The sequence below is a fragment of the Bradyrhizobium sp. genome (genome assembly GCF_049512235.1).
Taxonomy (GTDB): Bacteria; Pseudomonadota; Alphaproteobacteria; order Rhizobiales; family Xanthobacteraceae; genus Bradyrhizobium.
The window spans coordinates 1-19,478 of sequence record NZ_JBEKXH010000075.1; the positions used below are offsets into that span (position 1 = coordinate 1).

The following is a 19,478-nucleotide window of genomic DNA, read 5'->3' on the forward strand; positions in this document are numbered from 1 at the left end:
TCAACCCATCCTACGGGCTGCACCCATCCCACCGCTAAACGGCGGCCGCGCCCAGAGTCCAGATGCCGACCGGTTGCTCGATGCCGCGGACGGTCTGGGCCGGCTGCTCGACAAGATTGCCGAGGTCGATGCTCGCACTGCTCTTCTCCGTCCGCGCCCTCTGCACGAGGTCGTCGCTGGCGATCAGCGCGCATCCCAATTCGCGGGTCATCGACTCCAGCCGGCTCGCGATGTTCACGGTGGTGCCGATGACGGCGAATTCGAGCCGGTTCAAGCCGATATCCCCCAGCACGACCTGACCGTAGTGCAGGCCAAGGCTGAGCTGGATCGGCGGTTCGCCGCGGGGTTTCCGTTCGCGGTTCAGTTCGTCGATCGAACCGATCATGGCTTCTGCGCAGCGCAAGGCGTTGACGGCATCGTTGTCGCCCGCAAATGGCGTGCCAAAGGTCGCCATCAATCCATCGCCGAGATATTTGTCCAACGTTCCCGAATGCCGGAACACCTCCTGCTCCATCCGCTGGTGAAACAGTCTCAGCGTTGCAATCACCTCGGTCGGGCTGCGGCCGTCGGCATACCTGGTAAAGCCGACGATATCGGCGAACAGCACCGCCACATTCTGGGTGCGGACCTGCTTCAGGGGCTCATCGTTTCCAGACAGTTCCGCAACCACGTTCGGCGAGAAATAGCGCGCAAGGTTGGCACGCTCGCGTTCGATCCCGGCGTGGCTGATCAGCAGGCGATTTGACCGGCGCACCGCCAGTGCAAGCGTGAAGGCGACGATCAGGAAGACCGTGATTTCCTGGACCCGGGCCCCGATATCGATCGCCGCGGGGTCGATCAGCGAAAACATGCGCAGATCGGAACCTACGGCAGCTCGGATACGTTCCGACAGCGCCGCATGGGTGACGGGTTGCAGCCAAGCCCAGCTGACGCCGGCCACCCACAGCACAGACGTCAGGACGCCCATGGTGAAAACCGTCCGCCACGAATAGGCCAGCGTCGCGGCCGCCAGCAGCACAAAGAAATAGATGAACGTGTTGATGTGGAACTGCATCCCGATGGGCCAGTTCGCGGTACTCCAGGGATTGGGCACGATGTCGATGAAGGTCAACAGCGCCAGATCGCCAGACATCAAGAACAGTTCCGGCCAGGACCGGCCGGCCTTGCCGACCTTGAGCTGGGCCCAGCCGATCGCGGCAAAGAAACCCAGCATCAGGATGTAGTAGATGACGTCAAGGTTGGGATTGCTGATCGGCAGGGTGACCGCGATCACCGCCAATGCAATCCAGCGCGCGCGAACGGCGAGCTGCAGTCCCTCGCGCTTGCTGTCGGCAAGAGCCGCCTCGGCAAATTTACGCGTATCTTGCCGGACATCGGTTCGGCCAGCCGCCGCGTCGCCGGCATAAGGAATTTCGATTGCTTCCGCCATTGCACTCAAGCCGTCACTCCCCCGTGCGAAACCTGGGCCCCTCAGCATGTCTCAGCTGCTCTTTTATCGCTGCGGCATGGAGGGCAAAGGGAACCATAACGCAAGCGCTTGGTTGTCCATCGCTACCAGTCGAGCCGACAATAGCGAGGTCTCGCAGCCCGAGTCCTCCAAAATCGAAGCGCATTCATATGATCTCGAATTCAAGAGCTTTGGAACACGCGATGAAAAATCCCGCCACGATCCCGTTTGTCGGCGGCTTCCCGTGGTTTGCCGGCATCATGCTGGCGTTCGAAGCCTTCGAGGTCATTCATCTCCGGCTTAACAAATTCGCGTTCGGCGATGACGATGCGAAGCACGAAGCCCGTCTCATGGTGAGCGAGAAGGTCGATGCGATGTTCGAAGCCGGTGCCAGCGTCATGGCCGGCGCGACCGCGGCGACCATTGTCGGCCGTTATCGCGAGCACGTCGCGGCGAATGCAAGGCGTCTTGCCGCCTGACTCACCATCAGGAGCGAGCGTGCGAACGCGCAAGCCCATCCGTAGATGCCCGGCATCGCAGACGCAACCGGCCGTCATGGCCGGGCATGGCTGGCCGCGGGCAACCTTATGTTGGTTAACCGCCAGTACCAAAGCGGCTATAGATGCAAGAGGCCGCGCGGCCTACTCCTTAAAATTTGGCGCGTATTGATCTTTCATCGAATTCAAAAGTATGGGGTAAATGCGATGAACTCTTTCTTTGCTGAAGCGGCCGATTGCTGTCCGTGGTTCGCCAGCACCATGCTGGCATTCGAATCCTATGAGGTCATTCGCCTGCGTTTCGCGGCATTCGCCAATGCCGACGCGGCGGCCGACCGCGAAGCCTGTCTGATGGTGAGCGAGAAGGTCGACGCCATGTTCGAGGCGGGTGCAAGCCTGATGGCCGGCGCGACGCCAGCGACCATCATCGGCCGCTACCGCCAGCATGTCGCTGATAACACAAGGCGGCTTTCGGCGGTTTAACGCAGAACGATCCACGCCGGGGCATGGTCGCTGGCGCCTTGTTCGCCCCGTATCTTGCGATCGACGCCAGCCTTGACCAGGCGCGGCGCAAGCTTCGGGCTCAGCAACAGATGATCGAGCCGCAATCCGGCGTCGCGCGGCCAGCGGTTCCGCTTGTAATCCCAGAAGGTGTACATCGGCTTTGCCGGATAAGTGTCGCCGATCGCGTCACACCAGCCTTGCGCCAGCAGCGATTTGAACGCGGCGCGGCTTTTCGGCTGGATCAGCGCATCCTTGTCCCACGACCGCGTCGGATAGATGTCAAGCTCGGTCGGTGCGACGTTGTAGTCGCCCGCCAGCACCACGGGAATGTCCTGTTTGACGAATTTCGCGGCGTGGAGCTGGAGGCGCCTGAACCAGGCGAGCTTGTAGTCGAATTTTGGCCCGGGCTGCGGATTGCCGTTCGGCAGATAGAGGCTGGTGACGATGATGCCGCCGACGGCGGCTTCGATATAACGCGCCTCCTGGTCGCCTCGATCGCCCGGCAGCTCGGTCCGGGTCAGCACCGGGTCCTTGTTCCGCGCCAGGATCGCGACGCCATTCCAGGTCTTTTGGCCGCGCCAGACGGCGCCGTAGCCGGCCTTATCGATCTCGCGAAGCGGAAAATCCGCGTCGGTCGACTTCAATTCCTGCAGGCAGACGATGTCGGGTTTTGCCGCGCGCAGCCATCGCAGCAGGTTCGGCAGCCGCCGGTTGATGTTGTTGATGTTGAAGGTTGCGATTTTCATGGTCAGAACAGCCGACCAGTTCGCCGGTGCCGGCAAGAAAGTAGAACAGTGGGCGCTAACCGGCCGCGCCCTCGATCGCGCCGCCCTTGTAGATCCGCGCGTAGCGCGAGCCCATGCTGGTGAGAACCTCGTAGCCGATGGTGCCGAAATGGTGCGCCAGTTCGTCGACCGTGAGGCCCTCGCCAATCAGCGTCACCATCTGCCCGCGCCGGGCGGCGTTTTTCTCCAGCTCGGTGATGTCAATGGCGATCAGGTCCATCGAGATGCGGCCGGCGATCGGGCAGCGCTTGCCGGCGACCACCACCTCGGCGCCGCGGGTGCCGTCATTGGCGCTGGCGGCGCGGAAATATCCATCGGCATAGCCGGCGCTGATGATCGCAAGCCTGGTCGGCCGCCGCGCGGTCCAGGTCCCGCCATAGCCGACACTTTCGCCGCGCTCGATGTTGCGGGTCTGCACGATGCGAACCTTCAGATCGACGACCGGCTGCATCGGATTGTCGGCTTCGGGCGTCGGGTTGACGCCGTAAAGCGAAGCCCCCGGCCGCACCAGGTCGAACTGGAATGGCGGACCCAAGAAAATGCCCGACGAATTCGACAGCGAAGCCGGCACGCCGGAGAAAAGACCGGCGATCTCGCGGAAGCTTGCAAGTTGCCTGGCATTGAGCGGGTGATTGAGCATCTCGGCACAGGCGAGATGGCTCATGACCAGCGCAATGCCGTGGTCGCCGGCATTGATCCGCGGCACAATGCTCTGGGCCTCCGCAATGGTCAGCCCGAGCCGGTTCATGCCGGTATCGATATGGACGGCCGCGCCGCCGCTCCAGCCGGTGCGCCGGCAAAACAAGTCCCATTCGGCGAGTTCACTGAGGTCCCCGATGACAGGTTTGGCGTCGATCCGGGCGTAGGCGTCGCCGCAGTTCTGGAAAAAGCCATCGAGCACATAGATGGCGGCTTGCGGCACGGCGGCGCGGGCGGCACGTGCTTCATCGAGCGTGGCGACGAAAAACGTCTTGCAGCCGGCAGCGGCGAGCGCGCGCGCCACCGGATCGAGCCCGCAGCCATAGGCGTTGGCCTTGATGACACCGGCGCATTCGGCCGGCACGGCGGTCTTTTCAAGCTTGCGCCAGTTCGCAACGATGGCATCGAGATCGACCGTGAGCACGCCGGTTGCGCTGGCGAGGGTGGCCGCCGGATCCGCTTCGGGCGCGAGCGAACCGCCGGCCGGGATCGATTTCGGGTCGGAAAGGATGTTCATGCCTTAACTTTACGCCTGGGGTCGCGGTGGTTCAACCGCGCCGCTCCCGGTCAGTAGGTTCGGTCGGGCAGCTGGCCGTCGTGCGTCAGATCGCCGAACCGCGTCAGGCTGGCTTCGAATTGCAGTTCCACGGTGCCGGTCGGGCCATGGCGCTGCTTGCCGATGATGACTTCGGCCTTGCCATGCACCAGCGACATGTCGAGCTGCCATTTTTCGTATTCCGGGGTGCCGGCGCGGGGCTCCTTGTTGGCCAGATAATATTCTTCGCGGAACACGAACATCACCACGTCGGCGTCCTGCTCGATCGAACCGGATTCACGAAGGTCCGACAATTGCGGACGCTTGTCGTCGCGGCTCTCGACCTGCCGCGACAGCTGCGACAGCGCGATGATCGGGACATTGAGTTCCTTGGCGAGCGCCTTGAGGCTGGTCGTGATCTCCGTGACCTCTTGCACGCGATTGTCGTTGCCGCGCTTGCCCGAACCCTGCAGCAGCTGGATGTAATCGACCACCAGGAGGTCGAGCCCCTTTTGCCGCTTCAGCCGTCGTGCCCGCGCGGTGAGCTGCGAAATCGAAAGCCCGCCGGTTTCGTCGACATAGAACGGCAGCGACTGCAGTTCGATCGAGTAATCGCGGATCTTTTCGAAATCGCTCTCGGTGATGCCGCCGCGGCGGATCGTGCTGGAGGGGATGCCGGTGCGCTCGGCGATGATACGGGTAGCGAGCTGTTCGGCGGACATTTCGCAGGAGAAGAAACCGACGATGCCGCCGTTGACGGACTTCATGGTACCGTCGGCCTGAACCTCGGCGCGGTGCGCTTTTGCCACGTTGTAGGCGATATTGGTGGCGAGCGCGGTCTTGCCCATGCCGGGACGGCCGGCGACGATGACGAGATCGGAGGGCTGCAGGCCGCCCATCTTGATGTCGAGATCGCGCAGGCCGGTGGCAATGCCGGACAGCTTGCCGTCGCGCTGAAAGGCTTTGGCCGCCATATCGACGGCCACGGTGAGGGCCTGTGCGAAGCGCTGGAAGCCGCCATCATAGCGACCGGACTCGGCCAGCTCGTACAACCTGCGCTCGGCATCCTCGATCTGCGCGCGTGGCGCGAAGTCCACCGGGGCATCGAAGGCGACATTGACCATGTCCTCGCCGATCCGGATCAGATCGCGGCGCAGCGCCAATTCGTAGATGGTTCGCCCGTAATCCTGGGCATTGATGATGGTGGTCGCCTCTGCGGCAAGGCGGGCAAGGTATTGGCCGACCGTCATGCCGCCAATGTCGGTTTCGGCCGGGAGGAAGGTCTTCAGCGTGACCGGGGTGGCGATCTTGCCCATCCGAATCAGGCTGCCCGAGGTCTCGTAGATGGTCTGGTGGATCGGCTCGAACAGATGTTTCGGCTCGAGAAAGTCCGATACCCGGTAGAACGCGTCGTTGTTGACCAGGATGGCGCCGAGCAGGGCCTGTTCCGCCTCGATATTGTGCGGTGCGCTCCGATAGGCCGGCGATCCCGCGTCGGGGGCGAGTTTGAGAACGTTCGAATCAGGGTTGGCCATGGTGCTCGATTGTTCTGAAGGTTGACGTTCTGGGACTTTGGCGGGTGCGGGCCGGCGATAAAGCGCCACTCCCGGGTGCAGCGAAAGCATCAACACGCCTTATGCCCGATTCACACAATGCCTGTTGAGAATCCAGTGGCTGCGGCAGATTTGCGCTTGACCGGTTTTTCGCGAGATTCTGCCCGCCAGCGCCCGTCCATTCGATCAAAACCCAAAGAATTTCGGCGGGGAATGAACCTGGCGACGCGAACGCCTACTCACCCCCAGGGCGAGCGGTGGTGGCAGCGGCTGGATCAGGTCAGGATGAGATAGATCAGCGCGATCAAGGCAGCGCCGACGCCGGCGGCGATCAAGGCGTAGTCGGTGCCGATGTCGCCCTGCGGGTCGAATGACGGTTGATAGGTCTTCCTGGCCATTTTGAAGTTTTAGGTCAAGCCGGCCGGGATTTATGTGAAGCGGCTTACATTTGCCCGGCTTTCTTTACGGGCGCATGATTGTTTCGGGAACCGGCAGGAGATGTCGGCGTTATTCGTGGCGCGGGCTTGCGGAGGCCGCTTGAGGGGTAACGGGATGGGCCAACGACTGCAGCCATGGCGATGGGGAGACGGCGAGCGGTTGTGGCTGTCGGCGCTGGTCGATGCCATGGACGAGGTTTCTCGCCCGGAATCACGCGCGGAGCCCTGCGATCCTTCGATACTGGTTGCCCTCGGCGCGCAGCTGTCTCGTCCGGCACCGCCATGCCCTTATGGCGCCCGGCATTTCAGCCCGCGCAACCAGGCTATTCGCCGGCGAGCTGCAGCCGCGGACGCTGGTCCCGTTCGACCCCGCGCAGCCTACTTTCTTCGCGCGTGATGTAGTCCCGGGTCATCGGCACCACGCCCTGGTGTTTGGTGAGCAGGATCTGGAAATTCATCAGGTTCTGCTTGCGGAACGACATCTCCGAGGAGGCCAGGTAAAATTCCCACATCCTCGCGAAGCGCTCGTCATAGAGCTGCACCGCCTCATCGCGCCGCGCCATGAACCGCTCGCGCCACGCCTTCAGGGTCTCCGCGTAATGCAGCCGCAGGATCTCGATATCGCATACCAAAAGACCGGCGCGCTCGATTGCGGGTATCACTTCGGAAAGCGCAGGGATGTAGCCGCCGGGGAATATGTATTTCGCAATCCAGGGATTGGTGACGTCGGGTCCGTCGGAACGGCCGATCGAATGCAGCAGCATGACGCCGTCATCGGTCAGAAGCTCGGCGCAGCGCCTGAAGTAAGTCTCGTAGAAGTCCACGCCGACATGCTCGAACATGCCCACGGACACGACCCGGTCGAACGGTCCGGCCACGTCACGGTAGTCCTCCAGGAAAAACTTCGCCGAGCGCGTCAGATGCTTCTCGGCCGCGCGGGCATTCGAGACCTGCAATTGCTCGGTTGACAGCGTGACGCCGGTGACGTTGGCGCCGGTCATTTCAGCCAGATAAAGGCTGAGCCCGCCCCAGCCGGAGCCGATATCGAGCACGCTGTCGCCGCGCCCGATCAACAGCTTGGCGGCGAGATGACGCTTCTTGGCGAGTTGGGCTTCGTCCAGGGTCGCATCCGGTGTCTCGTAATAGGCGCAGCTATACTGCTTGTCGGCATCGAGAAAGAGGGAATAAAGCCGCCCGTCGAGATCGTAGTGGCGTGCGACGTTGTTTTTTGAACGACCGCGGGGGTTGAACTGCTGGGTACGCCTAGCCAGATACCGGAGCCACCACTGCAGCTTGGCCCAGCGCGGCAATATTTCCGGCTGATCCATCAAGATCGCCAGCGCGTCCGCAATCGAGCCGTTCTCGACGACGAACGAACCTTCCATGTAGACTTCGCCAAGCCCCAGTTCCGGGTTGATGAGGACCCGGCGCTCGGCGTCTGCGGTCAGGAAGCGTACCGACACCGGCTCGCCGGTTCCGTCGCCGCAGCTGAATTTACCTCCGCCAGCGGTTGTGAAGTTCATTGCGCCGCGGCGAATGAACTGGGTAAGAAAAAAACGCAACAAATGGTCCATCGAAAGCACCGAACCAAGCGGTCCCGCAAAACGCTACACTGCTGTGGCCTCATACTTGACGCATGCGGGTCATATTGCTTCCCGATCCTTCCCGGATGCCTCGACTTATCATAAGTGTGATGGCTCCAGTGCGCTAGTACCTTGTAGACAAAGCAGATAATCCGGAATGCCATATTCACGCAGTTGCGTGATAAGTGCGCTTCCATTCGCGGGATAATCGGCTAAAAGGTGACCGCCTCCAGTGTCTGACCAGGGTGCTGGGAGCGATTTCCGACCTAACTGGAGAACTCTGGGATGTTGAGCCGAGCGCTCAGTTTGGCGACGGTAACGCTTCTGATCGGCGGTTTCGCGGCGGCCTCGGCCCCGGCACTTGCGCAAAATCTCGAGGCCGGCAAGAGCCCGAGCCAGATTTTTGCGGGCGCCTGTACCGCCTGCCACAAGGGGCCGCGGGGTCTGTTGAAGACCGTATCCCCCGGTTCTCTCCAAGGCTTCCTGCGCCAGCATTACACCACCAGCCCAGATATGGCCTCGCTGCTCAGCGCCTACCTGACATCCAATGGGGCCTCCGATACCCGCTTCGCCGGGACCCAGGCCAAGTCGGCCAAGGATGAAAAAATGGAGGCCAAACCCAGCGGTCTGGCCGAGCAACTCGACCGGTTCGGCCACAGACTGCGTTCGGCTGGGTCCCAGCAGGAGCCTGCCAGGCCCGACGCGGAGGATGCGGCCAAACCGGAAGCCGATGGATCTTCCCCGCAAGGCGAGGCCGGACGACGTGGCCACTATGCCAAGCGTCTGGCGCGGACGGGGGAGTCGCCCGACGCCACAAAGCCAGCGGCCGAGGGTCAGGTTCCGGCTCTGACCACGAATGACCGCGGCCCCGATGGCCGCAAATCGGCTGCCAAGCAGAGACTGAGCAAGCGCGGCAAGACCGGCGGCGAGGAGCCTCCCAAGGCCGAGCCGCGCGGGGAAGAGCCGCCGAATGACGAGGCGGTCAAGCAGGATGCAGCCAAGAGCGACACCGCCAAGGTCGATAGCGGCAAATCAGAGGGCGCCAAGCCGTCAGGCGAGAAGAAATCCGAGTCTGCTGGGATCGAACCCCCGAAAGAGGGAGCCAGCGGCGAGACCCCCTCGCTGCGGCCCGACCCGGTTCCCCCGGTTACGCCGGCGCCGCCGGCTTCCCCAGCGAATTCAGCTGCGCTCTCCGAAGGGGTGCCGGAGCCGGCCGCCGAGCCGTCAGCACCTGTGGCACAGCCTGCTCCCCCGACCGTGACGGCGTCGGTGCCGCCCCCACCACCGATCGCCCCTGCGGGACCGCCGGCACCGCCGATCTCCCAATAGGGATTCATGAGCGCGGATTAGCCGCCCGCGGGGGCGGCTTGATCGAGCCTTTAAGAATCCCGGGCCTGATCGGACCGGGCCCGGGCAGGTTCGATCAGGCATGAGCGAAAGTGCAGGCGTCAGTTATCCGAGGCCGCGTCCTGCGGCGGTTCCGAATCGTCGCGGCGGGCTTCCGGATCGAAGAATTCGCCGGCGGCGGCCAGCGCTTCGGCGGCCGCGTCCTGATCCTCCTGCCGGGTGGAGATGTCCTCGCCGCGATTGATACGTTCCGCCTCATCCGCACTGCGTGCGACCGTCACGCTCACGCCGACTTCGACTTCCGGGTGCACGGCAATGGCGATCTTGTGCTTGCCGATGGTCTTGATCGGTGCGTCCAGCATGACCTGGCTGCGGCTGATGGTGACGCCGTCGCTCTCGAACGACGCGATGATGTCGCGAACGGTCACCGATCCGAACAGCTGACCGGTCTCGGAAGCCTGACGCAGCACCACCACGTTGCGGCCGTCGATCTTTTCCGCCACCTTGGTTGCCTCGCCCTTGGCCTTGAGGTTGCGGACCTCGAGCTCGGCCTTCATGCCGTCGAACTTGGCGCGATTGTCCGTGGTGGCGCGCAGCGCCTTGCCGCGCTTCAAGAGAAAATTGCGGGCAAATCCGTCCCTGACGCGAACGACCTCGCCCATCTGGCCGAGTTTGGCGACGCGCTCCAGCAAAATGACTTCCATGTTTATTCTCCTTTTGAAGTGACGAGGAACCGGGGGTTGGGTTGAAGACCAGGGTTCAGGACGCGGGAAGAGGTGGCGGCCTCTTTTGCAGAATGCGCAGGCGAATCCCGAAAACAGCATCGGCGAGTCCAAGAAACACCATCGCCAAAACCGGCCAGACGAACACCACCATGACCGCGTAAGTGGCGCCGAGCCAGAACGCGCGGCTTTTCAATGTCTGCGTCAACGTATGCAGCACCGCGAAGCCGATCAGCGCGTAGGCCATCATCAGGGCCGCGGTGACGATCAGCGCCAGCATCGCGGTCAGTCCGCCGGTAAAACAGAGCGCGATGGCGACACATGAAGCCGCCAGCGTCATCGGCGGCAGATTGGCGCTGTTCAGGTCGGGCCAGGGACGATGCAGCCGTCCGGAGGTCGCCGTGATCCTGGCAGCGAGCCAGAGATTGAGCGTCAACGTCACCGTGGCGAAGATCACGGCCCCGGCCGGCGCGATCGTCACCAGCGCATCGATCAATTGCCCGGTGTCGCCGGCAGGCGCTGCGCTGTGCGGTCCGATCACTCGGAGGAAGAACTGCCGCAGCGCGCCGGTGATGGTCTCGGCGTCAGTGCCAAGGGTGAGCAGGGTCGCCATCGTGGTCAGTGCGGCAAAGCCTGATATCCAGAGCAGGATGCGGCCGACCGGATACCATTCCAGATCCGGCGCAACCGGTGCGGCGCCATCGCCTGGCGCGACGCCATTGGTCATTGGCCGCCCGAGAAGGGCGAGGTGTCCTAGCCACCAGGCCGGAAGTGCGACCATCACGGCAAAGGCGATGCCATAGGGAAGGCCGAAAACCGGTATCAGACCGCTGGCCGCCGCGATGCCGCCGATGGTGGCGCTGAGCGGTCCCCAGCCAAGGGCCGCGACCATCAGCGGCAGCGGCGCCAGGTAGAACAGCAAGAGCGAGATCAGCGCGCCGGACATGATCGACGCAAACATCAGCGCCGACGCGCTGCCGGCCGCTATAGCCATGAGAACGATCGCGATCATCAGCTGTCCCGCTCCCTTCGAGCGGTTAGAGGTTCTTCGTCAACCCCAACCATCGGCAACCGGACGACCCGGGAGCCTCATGAAGAATAATAAAATCCGCAGGCTGGCGCCGCAGATCAAGAAGGTCTTTTACTTGAGCATGATCCCAGCCGGGAAACCGGTACCCGCCCTCGGGTCAAGCCCGAGGGCGTGCTTGTTAGCGGATGACGTAGGGCAGCAGACCTAGGAAACGCGAGCGCTTGATGGCGCGCGCGAGTTCACGCTGCTTCTTGGCGGAGACGGCGGTGATGCGGCTCGGCACGATCTTGCCACGCTCGGAAACGTAACGCATCAGCAGCTTGGAATCCTTGTAGTCGATCTTCGGCGCATTCGGACCCGTGAACGGGCAGGTCTTGCGACGGCGGAAAAACGGACGGCGTGCACCTGCTTCAGCCATGATCCTTACTCCTCAATGACTACATCGGCGTCATCGCGCGGGCGGCGCGGACCACGGTCGCGGTCGCCGCGGTAGCCGCCGCCATCGCGGTCGCCACGGAATCCGCCGTCGCGGTCGCCACGGAATCCACCACCACGATCATCGCGGTCGCGGTCGCGATCGGCCTTGCGCATCATCGCCGAGGGGCCTTCCTCATGCTCCTCGACGCGAACCGTGAGATAGCGAATCACGTCCTCGCTGATCCGCTCCTGGCGCTCGATCTCGGCGACCGCCGCCGAAGGACCATCGATGTTGAGCAGCACGAAATGGGCCTTGCGATTCTTGTTCATCCGGTAGGTCAGCGAACGTACGCCCCAGTTTTCCATCTTTACGACCTTGCCGCCGAGTTGCTCGACGATGCCGGTCATTTGGGTGGTCAGTTCTTCGACCTGCTGGGTGCTCGCATCCTGACGCGCGAGAAAAACATGCTCATAAAAGGGCATGGGTGTCCTTTCCAGTGTTGGCGCAGTTCCCGGCGGCAAGCCCTTCGAACCCTTCGGAAAGGACTCGACATGCTCAGAAGGCGGCAGCACGGGACGACGGGCCAACTGGCCCTGTCACATCAACATCACCTGAAAAGGAGATTTGCTGAGACCGTCCGTTCAGCTCCCGGCCGGGATCCACGGATGGCGCGGGTTATACGGATTTTGATGGAAATGGCAAGGGAGACAAGGGAGACAAGGGATGGGTTCCCTTTTCCCGTCGTTCCAAGCCGGCCATCTCGGCGTCGGCCATGGGAGCGAGCGCGACCTTGAGGGCGTCATGGGCAACAAAAATGCCCTTGCCGAGCCTTTTGGCTTCGTAGAGCGCACGGTCGGCCGACCGCAGCAGTTCATCGGTGGTTTCGCCATCCCCAGGCGCGCAAGCGCTTCCGATGCTTACCCCGACACGTACCGGCGCCGGAAGACCAATGTCAAAGGGTGACGAGACGCAGGCAATGATGCGGGCGGCAATGTCGGCGGCCGCTTCGGGGGTGATGGCAGGCAGCAGGATGACGAATTCATCGCCCCCAATGCGGGATACGAAATCGACGGCACGAACGCTGTCGCGCAGGCGTTGCGCCACGGCAACAAGAACAGCGTCCCCTGCGGCGTGACCGAAGCTGTCATTGATGTCCTTAAAGCCATCGAGATCGAGGCAGAACACCATAAATTCCTGGCGCAGCATGCCATGGTCAGAACGCAGGCCGGCGAGGAGCTGGTCGAAATGTTTCAGATTCAGGGCCCGGTTCGGCAGGCCGGTGAGCACATCGCGCTGGGCCAGCCGGCGGTTTTCACGCTCGGACTGGTGCAGGTTGATCAAGACCACGTAACTCTGAAACATCCCAAAAATGACGGCGGCGGCAAATACTGGAAGCTGGATGCCGAGAATGAACAGATGGGGCACTGGCGATATCAGGCACCCGAGCGAAAAAGGTGCGGCCAACAAGCATACCAAAAGCAAGGCCAAACGCGGAGTGCCCGCATGGTGCGATGAGACTGCCCCGATCAAGCTGGCAAGGCCGAAACCCGCTATTGAAACCAGATCCCATTGACCGGATGCGACACATTGATAGCAGCCGGCGGAGGTAACGCCAAAATAGGCCAGTCCCGCAAGAATTGGAGCGGTGATTTTTCCGTCGGCTCCCGCGGCATAGGCCTTTAGCAAGGCATTCATCAACCAGATCCTGATGCCGCCGGTGAATATCACCGCCAGGACCCATGCATAAGCCCATGGTGCTGCGGTCATGGCCACGACGATCGACGCCGTCAGCGAAACGACCACGACCGACGCGACCAGCGTCTTTGTCTTGGTCAGGCTTTGAATAAGCAGTTCGCGCTGAACGTCGGGGGGAGGCGCAGCGGGTCCTGCGACGAGCCAAGCGACGCAGGCCTGCAAACGCTGGCCCGAACGCTTCGGCTGCTCGTCCTGATCTGAACCTTTCGACATAATTTTTTTGAGTTCGGCCGCCATTTCGTTCACGTTGGTCCGCAGGGATTTATCGCGCCTTAAAATCGGCTCCCGATTTCCATCAGCGTTAACTTCGCGTGCCGGCAGTGGACTTTTTGGACCCTTTTCTCCGTATTCGAGCGGGTCGATCGAGCTCGGCCAGCTTGCAGAACGAGGCCGGGACGAACCTGTTTCAGACCGGCTGGCGCTTGACAGCACGGCCGTCATCGGTGTCTTACGGGCCAGCTTTGGGGGATTTATTGCGACGTTCAGGGGCGCCTATGACCGCAGCATTTACCTTTCCAGGGCAGGGTTCCCAGGCGGTCGGCATGGGCAAGGCGCTGGCGGAGGCTTTCCCGGCCGCCCGCGCCGTGTTCGACGAGGTCGATGCGGCGCTTGGCGAAAAGCTGACGGCCATCGTCTGGGACGGCCCGGCGGAGACCCTGCAGCTCACCGAAAATGCCCAACCGGCATTGATGGCGGTCTCGCTCGCGACCTTGCGCGTGCTGGAGACCGAGGCCGGTTTCTCAGTCGGGCGGGACGCCGCCTTCGTGGCCGGGCACTCACTCGGCGAATATTCGGCGCTTGCTGCCGCCGGCAGCCTCAGCATCAGCGACACTGCGCGCCTGCTCCGCACCCGTGGCCTTGCCATGCAGAAGGCGGTGCCGGTCGGTGCCGGCGCCATGGCCGCCCTGATTGGCCTTGACTATGAGACCGCGGTCGCGGTCGCTGGCGAGGCCGCGCAGGGCCAGGTCTGTCAGACCGCCAACGATAATGGCGGCGGGCAGGTGGTGGTCTCCGGCGACAAGGCCGCCGTCGAGCGCGCGCTTGAAATCGCCAAGACCAAAGGCGCCAAGCGCGCCATGCTGCTGCCGGTCTCGGCGCCCTTTCATTGCCGCCTGATGCAACCCGCTGCCGACGTGATGACAACCGCGCTGGCCGGCGTCACCATCAGGCGTCCGGTTTCGCCGCTGGTTTCGAACGTGCTGGCTGCGCCGATAACCGATCCGGACGAGATCCGTCGCCGCCTGATCGAGCAGGTCACCGGTACCGTGCGCTGGCGCGAATCGGTGGCTTACATGGCGGGCCAGGGGGTCACACGGTTTTTCGAGATTGGCGCGGGCAAGGTACTGAGCGGACTCGTCAAGCGCATCTCCGACGGCGCCGTCGGTATTTCGGTTGCCGGCCCGAATGATATTGTCTCGGCGAGAGACGCGCTCGCGGCCGCGCAAACGGCCTGAGCGAGGGGGAGATGATCATGTTCGATCTGACCGGCAGAATGGCACTTGTCACCGGCGCGACCGGCGGCATAGGTGCCGCCATTGCGCAGGCGTTGCATGCGCAAGGCGCCACGGTGGCCATTTCCGGGACCCGGCGCGAGGTGCTGGATGGCCTTGCCGGCAGGCTGGGCGAGAGGGTCCACGTGCTGCCCTGCAATCTCTCCGACGCTGCCGAGGTCGAGGCATTGGTACCGTCGGCAGAACGAGCCATGGGCCAGGTCGATATTCTCGTCGCCAATGCCGGCATTACCCGGGACAACCTGTTCGTGCAATTGCGCGATGAGGACTGGGACGAGGTCATCAAGGTCAACTTGACCGCGACGTTCCGGCTCGCCCGGGCAGCGACCAAACTGATGATGCGCAAGCGTTTCGGCCGTATCATTGCCATCACCTCGGTCGTTGGTGTCACTGGCAATCCGGGCCAGGGCAACTATACCGCCTCGAAGGCGGGACTGATCGGCATGATCAAGACCCTGGGGGCGGAATACGCCAGGCGGAATGTCACCGCCAATTGCATCGCACCCGGATTCATCAAGACGGCGATGACGGATGTACTTACCGAGAAACAGCGCGAAGCCATCCTTTCGAAGGTTCCTGCGGCGCGGCTCGGAACAGCTGAGGAAATCGCTGCGGCGGCGGTCTATCTCAGTTCGAACGAAGCCGCTTACGTCACCGGGCAGACGATTCACGTCAATGGCGGAATGGCCATGATTTGAGCCGGTTAGTGGGCCCCGGGGCGGCCGGGAAGACCGGATCCGATTGCCGATCGAGGCTTGTAGTCAAGGCTTGTGAAGTATGATAACCGAACCACGAACGGATGGGCAAAGAACGCCATTGCAGGGATTTAAATCCCTGTATATTGGCGGTACTGAGCCGGCCGTCGTTCGCCGGGCCTTTGTCGGCTAGGACGGGGCCAAATCAAGACGATGCGCGATTGCGAAGGAAAGTTTAACGACCAGGACGGCTCGTATCGTCTTGGGGTCGGGACTAATGGGAACAGGCACGAGGTTGAACGATGAGTGAGATTGGCGAGCGGGTTAAGAAGATCGTGGTCGAACACCTAGGTGTAGAACCCGAGAAAGTGGTCGACAACGCGAGCTTCATTGATGACCTCGGCGCTGACAGCCTCGACACCGTCGAGCTCGTCATGGCGTTTGAAGAAGAATTCGGTTGCGAGATTCCCGACGATGCCGCGGAAACCATTTTGACCGTGGGCGACGCCACAAAATTCCTTGAAAAGAACGCTAAGAGCTGAACGCCCGCGGGCGGTGCTGACGATGCCGGACGGCTCGTGTCGAACGGTTCACCGGCTTGTTGTTGGTGCCGCGAATCGTGGGCTGGAGTGCTGGATATGAGGCGGGTGGTCGTCACGGGCCTTGGCATGGTGTCGCCACTCGGCTGCGGCGTCGAAACGACATGGTCGCGCATTCTCAACAGCGAGAGCGGTGCCAGGAAGATCGAGACGTTCGACGTCTCCGATCTGACCAGCCGGATTGCCTGCGTGATCCCGCGGGGCAACGGCACCGGCGGTTCGTTCAATCCCGACCAGTGGATGGAGCCGAAGGATCAGCGCAAGGTCGATGATTTCATCATTTTTGCCATGTGCGCGGCGCGCCAGGCGTTGGATGACGCCGGCTGGCATCCTTCCACCGAGGAGGATCGTTGCGCCACCGGCACGATGATCGGCTCGGGTATCGGTGGCCTGTCCGGCATCGCCGATACCGCGCTGCTGCTCAAGGAGCGCGGCCCGCGCAAGGTATCGCCATTCTTCATTCCCGGGCGTCTGATCAATCTGGCTTCGGGTTACGTCTCGATCGAGCACGGCCTCAAGGGTCCCAACCATGCGGTGGTGACTGCGTGTTCGACCGGCGCGCATGCGATCGGCGATGCCAGCCGGCTGATTGCGCTGGGCGACGCCGACGTAATGGTGGCTGGTGGAACGGAATCGCCGATTTGCCGGCTGGCGATGGCCGGATTTTGTGCATCGCGGGCGCTGTCGACCGGCTTCAACGATACTCCGGAAAAAGCCTCGCGTCCCTATGACCGGGATCGCGACGGTTTCGTCATGGGGGAGGGCGCAGGCGTGGTGGTGCTTGAGGAATACCAGCACGCCAAGATGCGCGGCGCGAGAATCTACGCGGAAGTAATCGGATACGGATTGTCCGGCGACGCCTATCATATCACGTCTCCGGCGCCGGATGGCGACGGTGCCTTCCGCAGCATGAGCGCGGCGATGAAGCGCGCGGCGATAACGGCTTCCGATATCGACTATATCAATGCCCACGGAACCTCCACTCAGATCGGCGACGAAATCGAACTCGGTGCGGTGGAACGGCTGTTGGGCAATGCAGCCTCCAGAGTGTCGATGTCGTCAACCAAATCGTCGACCGGGCATCTGCTTGGCGCCGCGGGAGCGATCGAGATGATTTTCAGCATTCTCGCGATTCGTGATAACGTCGCCCCGCCGACAATTAACCTCGAGAATCCATCGGTGGAGACCGCAATCGATCTGGTGCCGCAAGCGCCGCGCAAGCGCGAGATCAATATCGTGCTCACGAATTCGTTCGGTTTCGGAGGCACCAACGCCTCCGTGATCCTGCAGCGCGTGGCCAACTGACGCGGTCGGCAAGAAGTGTCCACCGTTTCGCCGTATTCGGTGATGAATCCTAGATGCGGGCGTAGACTAACGGCGGCTCGCGGTAATTTCGCGAAGCCGTGATTAAACCGACAGGACTCAGGTTGCATAGATGAGTGAAAGGCCGCCCATTTCGCCGCGGAGTCCGCGCGCAGCGCTGGAGCCCGAGCAGGTCCCGCCTCCGCCGAGGCGGTCCGAGCGCGCCCGCAATCCCTTCATTGTGTTTGGCAATGCCGTCATCACCATCGTGCTGGTCCTGATGCTCGGTGCCGGCGGCGCCTATATCTACGGAAAGCAGAAGATCGAAGCCCCCGGCCCTTTGCAGGAAGACAAGATCGTCAACATTCCCGCGCGCGCCGGAATGACGGATATCGCCGATATCCTGCAGCGTGAAGGCGTCATCGACGATAATCGCTGGGCGTTCATCGGCAGTGTGTTTGCGCTGAAGGCGCGCTCGGATCTGAAGCCCGGCGAATATCTGTTTCAGAAGAACGTCAGCCTGCGCGACGTCATCGGCACCATGGTCGAGGGCAAGGTGGTTCAGCACGCCGTCACAATTCCCGAAGGACTGACGTCCGAACAGATCATGGGCCGGCTCTCGGACAATGATATCTTTGCGGGCGAGGTGCACGAAATGCCGCGCGAGGGCACGTTGCTGCCCGAAACCTACAAATTCCCGCGCGGCACCACCCGCGAGCAGGTGATTGCGCGCATGCAGCAGGCGCAAAAGCGCGTGCTTGCCGAGATCTGGGAACGCCGCAGTCCGGATCTTCCGATCAAGACACCCGAGCAGTTGGTCACGCTGGCCTCGATTGTCGAGAAGGAAACCGGCAAGGCCGACGAGCGCAGCCGCGTCGCCGCGGTGTTCGTCAACCGGTTGCGACAGAAAATAAAGCTGCAGTCCGATCCCACCATCATCTATGGGCTGGTCGGCGGCAAGGGGACGCTGGGGCGGCCGATCAAGCGCAGCGAAATCCAGCAGCCGTCGCCTTACAATACCTATGTGGTCGAAGGCCTTCCACCCGGGCCGATCGCCAATCCCGGGCGGGCCTCGCTGGAAGCCGCCGCCAATCCGGCGCGTACCCGCGATCTGTTCTTCGTCGCGGACGGTTCCGGTGGCCACGCTTTCAGCGACACTTACGAGCAGCATCAGAAGAACGTCGCCAAACTGCGAACGATGGAAAAGCAGATTCAGAACGACACGGTCGAACCGGCTGACGATCCCCCGCCGCCGGCCGCGGCGAGCGCGCCGGCCGATGCCAGCCCGACGGCCACCACCACCAAGCCCGCGCCTGCGAAAAAGCCCGTTCGTGCTGCCCCGGCAGCCCGGCAAGGCGCGGCGCAGTCGGCGGCTCCTCCTCCGGTGGTTCAGCGTTAGCGCGGCACCGCCCAGAAGCGATTCCACTTTGCCCGAAAACGCTCTAAGGTCGCGCAGTTCCTGCTAGCGAATCTCGCATCCTTAACTGCCGGGGGAATTGCACTTGATGGCGTTGTCGAGCATGACTGGTTTTGCCCGAAGTCACGGCGCCAGCGGACCCTATGCATTCGAATGGGAATTGAAATCGGTCAATGCCAAGGGCTTTGACCTGCGGATGCGGTTGCCGCCTGGCTGGGACGACATCGAGGCGTCGGCCAAGAAGCGCGCCGGCGAGGTGCTGTCGCGGGGCACCGTGTACGCCAATCTGAGCGTCAAGCGCAGCAATGCGGTCTCATCGGTCCGTATCAACGAGGAGGTGCTGGCGTCGATCGTCAGAGTTGCCGGAGTACTCGCCGGCAAGATCGATGCGGTGGCGCCGAGCATCGATGGGCTATTGGCAATCAAGGGCGTCGTTGAACTCGTTGAGCCGGAAAGCGACGAAGCGGAAGATCTGGCTGCGAAGGCGGCCGCGGCGGCGTCGTTTGAACAGGCGCTCGCCAGCCTGGTTGGGATGCGCCAGCGTGAAGGCGTGGCGCTCGGACACATACTTTCACAACGCATGGATGAGATCGAGCGTTTGGCGCAAAAAGCCGAGGCCGCTCCGGGACGCAAGCCTGACGC

General features: G+C 62.6%; 20 protein-coding genes. 9 read left to right on the plus strand and 11 right to left on the minus strand.

The window, feature by feature from the left end; translation table 11 throughout:
• Positions 1 to 34: 34 nt before the first annotated feature.
• Positions 35 to 1,429, minus strand: a complete 1,395-nt coding sequence (locus tag ABSG20_RS09735) for an adenylate/guanylate cyclase domain-containing protein (RefSeq protein WP_423864309.1) — start codon at positions 1,427 to 1,429, stop codon at positions 35 to 37.
• Between the two features lie 221 nt (positions 1,430 to 1,650).
• Here ABSG20_RS09735 and ABSG20_RS09740 point away from each other — a divergent pair, with 221 nt between their 5' ends.
• Both ABSG20_RS09740 and ABSG20_RS09745 read left to right on the plus strand, forming a co-directional pair.
• On the plus strand, positions 1,651 to 1,926 hold the full coding sequence (locus ABSG20_RS09740) for a hypothetical protein (protein ID WP_423864292.1): 276 nt from the start codon (positions 1,651 to 1,653) through the stop codon (positions 1,924 to 1,926).
• A 45-nt stretch (positions 1,927 to 1,971) separates the two neighbouring features.
• Positions 1,972 to 2,427 carry a hypothetical protein gene (locus ABSG20_RS09745; RefSeq protein ID WP_423864293.1) on the plus strand — a complete coding sequence of 152 codons (456 nt, stop codon included), beginning with the start codon at positions 1,972 to 1,974 and terminating at the stop codon, positions 2,425 to 2,427.
• Here the strand turns inward: ABSG20_RS09745 and ABSG20_RS09750 are convergent.
• The 5 genes from ABSG20_RS09750 to ABSG20_RS09770 form a co-directional block, all read right to left on the minus strand.
• Positions 2,424 to 3,194 (minus strand): exodeoxyribonuclease III, encoded by a 771-nt coding sequence (locus ABSG20_RS09750; RefSeq protein ID WP_423864294.1) that lies wholly within the window; start codon positions 3,192 to 3,194, stop codon positions 2,424 to 2,426. The two genes, ABSG20_RS09745 and ABSG20_RS09750, sit on opposite strands and share 4 nt — an antisense overlap.
• Before the next feature lie 55 nt (positions 3,195 to 3,249).
• Positions 3,250 to 4,449: an alanine racemase gene (gene alr / locus ABSG20_RS09755; RefSeq protein WP_423864295.1), complete on the minus strand. Its 1,200-nt coding sequence runs from the start codon at positions 4,447 to 4,449 to the stop codon at positions 3,250 to 3,252.
• 50 nt (positions 4,450 to 4,499) lie between these two features.
• On the minus strand, positions 4,500 to 6,002 hold the full coding sequence (locus ABSG20_RS09760; protein WP_423864296.1) for a replicative DNA helicase: 1,503 nt from the start codon (positions 6,000 to 6,002) through the stop codon (positions 4,500 to 4,502).
• 293 nt (positions 6,003 to 6,295) lie between these two features.
• Positions 6,296 to 6,418 carry a hypothetical protein gene (locus tag ABSG20_RS09765; RefSeq protein ID WP_423864297.1) on the minus strand — a complete coding sequence of 41 codons (123 nt, stop codon included), beginning with the start codon at positions 6,416 to 6,418 and terminating at the stop codon, positions 6,296 to 6,298.
• A gap of 362 nt (positions 6,419 to 6,780) precedes the next feature.
• The gene (locus ABSG20_RS09770; protein ID WP_423864298.1) at positions 6,781 to 8,031 is read right to left on the minus strand and encodes a cyclopropane fatty acid synthase; all 1,251 of its coding nucleotides are present in this window, start codon (positions 8,029 to 8,031) and stop codon (positions 6,781 to 6,783) included.
• Positions 8,032 to 8,325: 294 nt separating this feature from the next.
• On the opposite strand from ABSG20_RS09770, the gene ABSG20_RS09775 reads away from it, so the two are divergent.
• A complete protein-coding gene (locus tag ABSG20_RS09775; RefSeq protein WP_423864299.1) occupies positions 8,326 to 9,369 on the plus strand; it encodes a hypothetical protein in 1,044 nt (347 codons plus the stop codon).
• Positions 9,370 to 9,488: 119 nt separating this feature from the next.
• On the opposite strand, the gene rplI is transcribed toward ABSG20_RS09775, so the two are convergent.
• The 5 genes from rplI to ABSG20_RS09800 form a co-directional block, all read right to left on the minus strand.
• Positions 9,489 to 10,091 (minus strand): 50S ribosomal protein L9, encoded by a 603-nt coding sequence (gene rplI, locus ABSG20_RS09780; RefSeq protein WP_423864300.1) that lies wholly within the window; start codon positions 10,089 to 10,091, stop codon positions 9,489 to 9,491.
• A 55-nt stretch (positions 10,092 to 10,146) separates the two neighbouring features.
• Complete coding sequence (locus ABSG20_RS09785; protein WP_423864301.1) at positions 10,147 to 11,121, minus strand: DUF2232 domain-containing protein; 975 nt, start codon at positions 11,119 to 11,121, stop codon at positions 10,147 to 10,149.
• A gap of 196 nt (positions 11,122 to 11,317) precedes the next feature.
• On the minus strand, positions 11,318 to 11,557 hold the full coding sequence (gene rpsR, locus ABSG20_RS09790; RefSeq protein ID WP_002711478.1) for a 30S ribosomal protein S18: 240 nt from the start codon (positions 11,555 to 11,557) through the stop codon (positions 11,318 to 11,320).
• A gap of 5 nt (positions 11,558 to 11,562) precedes the next feature.
• Complete coding sequence (rpsF, locus tag ABSG20_RS09795) at positions 11,563 to 12,039, minus strand: 30S ribosomal protein S6 (protein WP_423864302.1); 477 nt, start codon at positions 12,037 to 12,039, stop codon at positions 11,563 to 11,565.
• Between the two features lie 193 nt (positions 12,040 to 12,232).
• Positions 12,233 to 13,753 carry a diguanylate cyclase gene (locus ABSG20_RS09800; RefSeq protein WP_423864303.1) on the minus strand — a complete coding sequence of 507 codons (1,521 nt, stop codon included), beginning with the start codon at positions 13,751 to 13,753 and terminating at the stop codon, positions 12,233 to 12,235.
• Between the two features lie 53 nt (positions 13,754 to 13,806).
• On the opposite strand from ABSG20_RS09800, the gene fabD reads away from it, so the two are divergent.
• The 6 genes from fabD to ABSG20_RS09830 all read left to right on the plus strand — a co-directional run.
• Positions 13,807 to 14,766, plus strand: a complete 960-nt coding sequence (gene fabD / locus ABSG20_RS09805; RefSeq protein ID WP_423864304.1) for an ACP S-malonyltransferase — start codon at positions 13,807 to 13,809, stop codon at positions 14,764 to 14,766.
• Positions 14,767 to 14,783: 17 nt separating this feature from the next.
• On the plus strand, positions 14,784 to 15,521 hold the full coding sequence (gene fabG, locus ABSG20_RS09810) for a 3-oxoacyl-[acyl-carrier-protein] reductase (RefSeq protein ID WP_423864305.1): 738 nt from the start codon (positions 14,784 to 14,786) through the stop codon (positions 15,519 to 15,521).
• A gap of 299 nt (positions 15,522 to 15,820) precedes the next feature.
• Positions 15,821 to 16,060, plus strand: a complete 240-nt coding sequence (locus tag ABSG20_RS09815) for an acyl carrier protein (protein WP_006610957.1) — start codon at positions 15,821 to 15,823, stop codon at positions 16,058 to 16,060.
• 96 nt (positions 16,061 to 16,156) lie between these two features.
• Entirely contained in the window at positions 16,157 to 17,422 is a 1,266-nt protein-coding gene (fabF, locus tag ABSG20_RS09820) for a beta-ketoacyl-ACP synthase II (RefSeq protein WP_423864306.1), read from the plus strand.
• 130 nt (positions 17,423 to 17,552) lie between these two features.
• Positions 17,553 to 18,818 (plus strand): endolytic transglycosylase MltG, encoded by a 1,266-nt coding sequence (mltG, locus tag ABSG20_RS09825; RefSeq protein WP_423864307.1) that lies wholly within the window; start codon positions 17,553 to 17,555, stop codon positions 18,816 to 18,818.
• A gap of 106 nt (positions 18,819 to 18,924) precedes the next feature.
• Positions 18,925 to 19,478 (plus strand): YicC/YloC family endoribonuclease (locus tag ABSG20_RS09830; protein ID WP_423864308.1); only part of this gene is annotated, 554 nt, incomplete at its 3' end.

What these genes read in the sequence shown, in the direction of transcription:
- ABSG20_RS09815 (WP_006610957.1), top strand. Translation starts at nt 15,821, where the DNA reads ATGAGTGAGATTGGCGAGCGGGTTAAGAAGATCGTGGTCGAACACCTA.
- ABSG20_RS09740 (WP_423864292.1), top strand. Translation starts at nt 1,651, where the DNA reads ATGAAAAATCCCGCCACGATCCCGTTTGTCGGCGGCTTCCCGTGGTTT.
- alr (WP_423864295.1), bottom strand. Translation starts at nt 4,449, where the DNA reads ATGAACATCCTTTCCGACCCGAAATCGATCCCGGCCGGCGGTTCGCTC.
- fabG (WP_423864305.1), top strand. Translation starts at nt 14,784, where the DNA reads ATGTTCGATCTGACCGGCAGAATGGCACTTGTCACCGGCGCGACCGGC.
- ABSG20_RS09750 (WP_423864294.1), bottom strand. Translation starts at nt 3,194, where the DNA reads ATGAAAATCGCAACCTTCAACATCAACAACATCAACCGGCGGCTGCCG.
- mltG (WP_423864307.1), top strand. Translation starts at nt 17,553, where the DNA reads ATGAGTGAAAGGCCGCCCATTTCGCCGCGGAGTCCGCGCGCAGCGCTG.
- ABSG20_RS09745 (WP_423864293.1), top strand. Translation starts at nt 1,972, where the DNA reads ATGCCCGGCATCGCAGACGCAACCGGCCGTCATGGCCGGGCATGGCTG.
- ABSG20_RS09785 (WP_423864301.1), bottom strand. Translation starts at nt 11,121, where the DNA reads ATGATCGCGATCGTTCTCATGGCTATAGCGGCCGGCAGCGCGTCGGCG.
- rpsF (WP_423864302.1), bottom strand. Translation starts at nt 12,039, where the DNA reads ATGCCCTTTTATGAGCATGTTTTTCTCGCGCGTCAGGATGCGAGCACC.
- fabF (WP_423864306.1), top strand. Translation starts at nt 16,157, where the DNA reads ATGAGGCGGGTGGTCGTCACGGGCCTTGGCATGGTGTCGCCACTCGGC.
- ABSG20_RS09760 (WP_423864296.1), bottom strand. Translation starts at nt 6,002, where the DNA reads ATGGCCAACCCTGATTCGAACGTTCTCAAACTCGCCCCCGACGCGGGA.
- rpsR (WP_002711478.1), bottom strand. Translation starts at nt 11,557, where the DNA reads ATGGCTGAAGCAGGTGCACGCCGTCCGTTTTTCCGCCGTCGCAAGACC.
- ABSG20_RS09735 (WP_423864309.1), bottom strand. Translation starts at nt 1,429, where the DNA reads ATGGCGGAAGCAATCGAAATTCCTTATGCCGGCGACGCGGCGGCTGGC.
- ABSG20_RS09765 (WP_423864297.1), bottom strand. Translation starts at nt 6,418, where the DNA reads ATGGCCAGGAAGACCTATCAACCGTCATTCGACCCGCAGGGCGACATC.
- ABSG20_RS09770 (WP_423864298.1), bottom strand. Translation starts at nt 8,031, where the DNA reads ATGGACCATTTGTTGCGTTTTTTTCTTACCCAGTTCATTCGCCGCGGC.
- ABSG20_RS09800 (WP_423864303.1), bottom strand. Translation starts at nt 13,753, where the DNA reads ATGACGGCCGTGCTGTCAAGCGCCAGCCGGTCTGAAACAGGTTCGTCC.
- rplI (WP_423864300.1), bottom strand. Translation starts at nt 10,091, where the DNA reads ATGGAAGTCATTTTGCTGGAGCGCGTCGCCAAACTCGGCCAGATGGGC.
- ABSG20_RS09775 (WP_423864299.1), top strand. Translation starts at nt 8,326, where the DNA reads ATGTTGAGCCGAGCGCTCAGTTTGGCGACGGTAACGCTTCTGATCGGC.
- fabD (WP_423864304.1), top strand. Translation starts at nt 13,807, where the DNA reads ATGACCGCAGCATTTACCTTTCCAGGGCAGGGTTCCCAGGCGGTCGGC.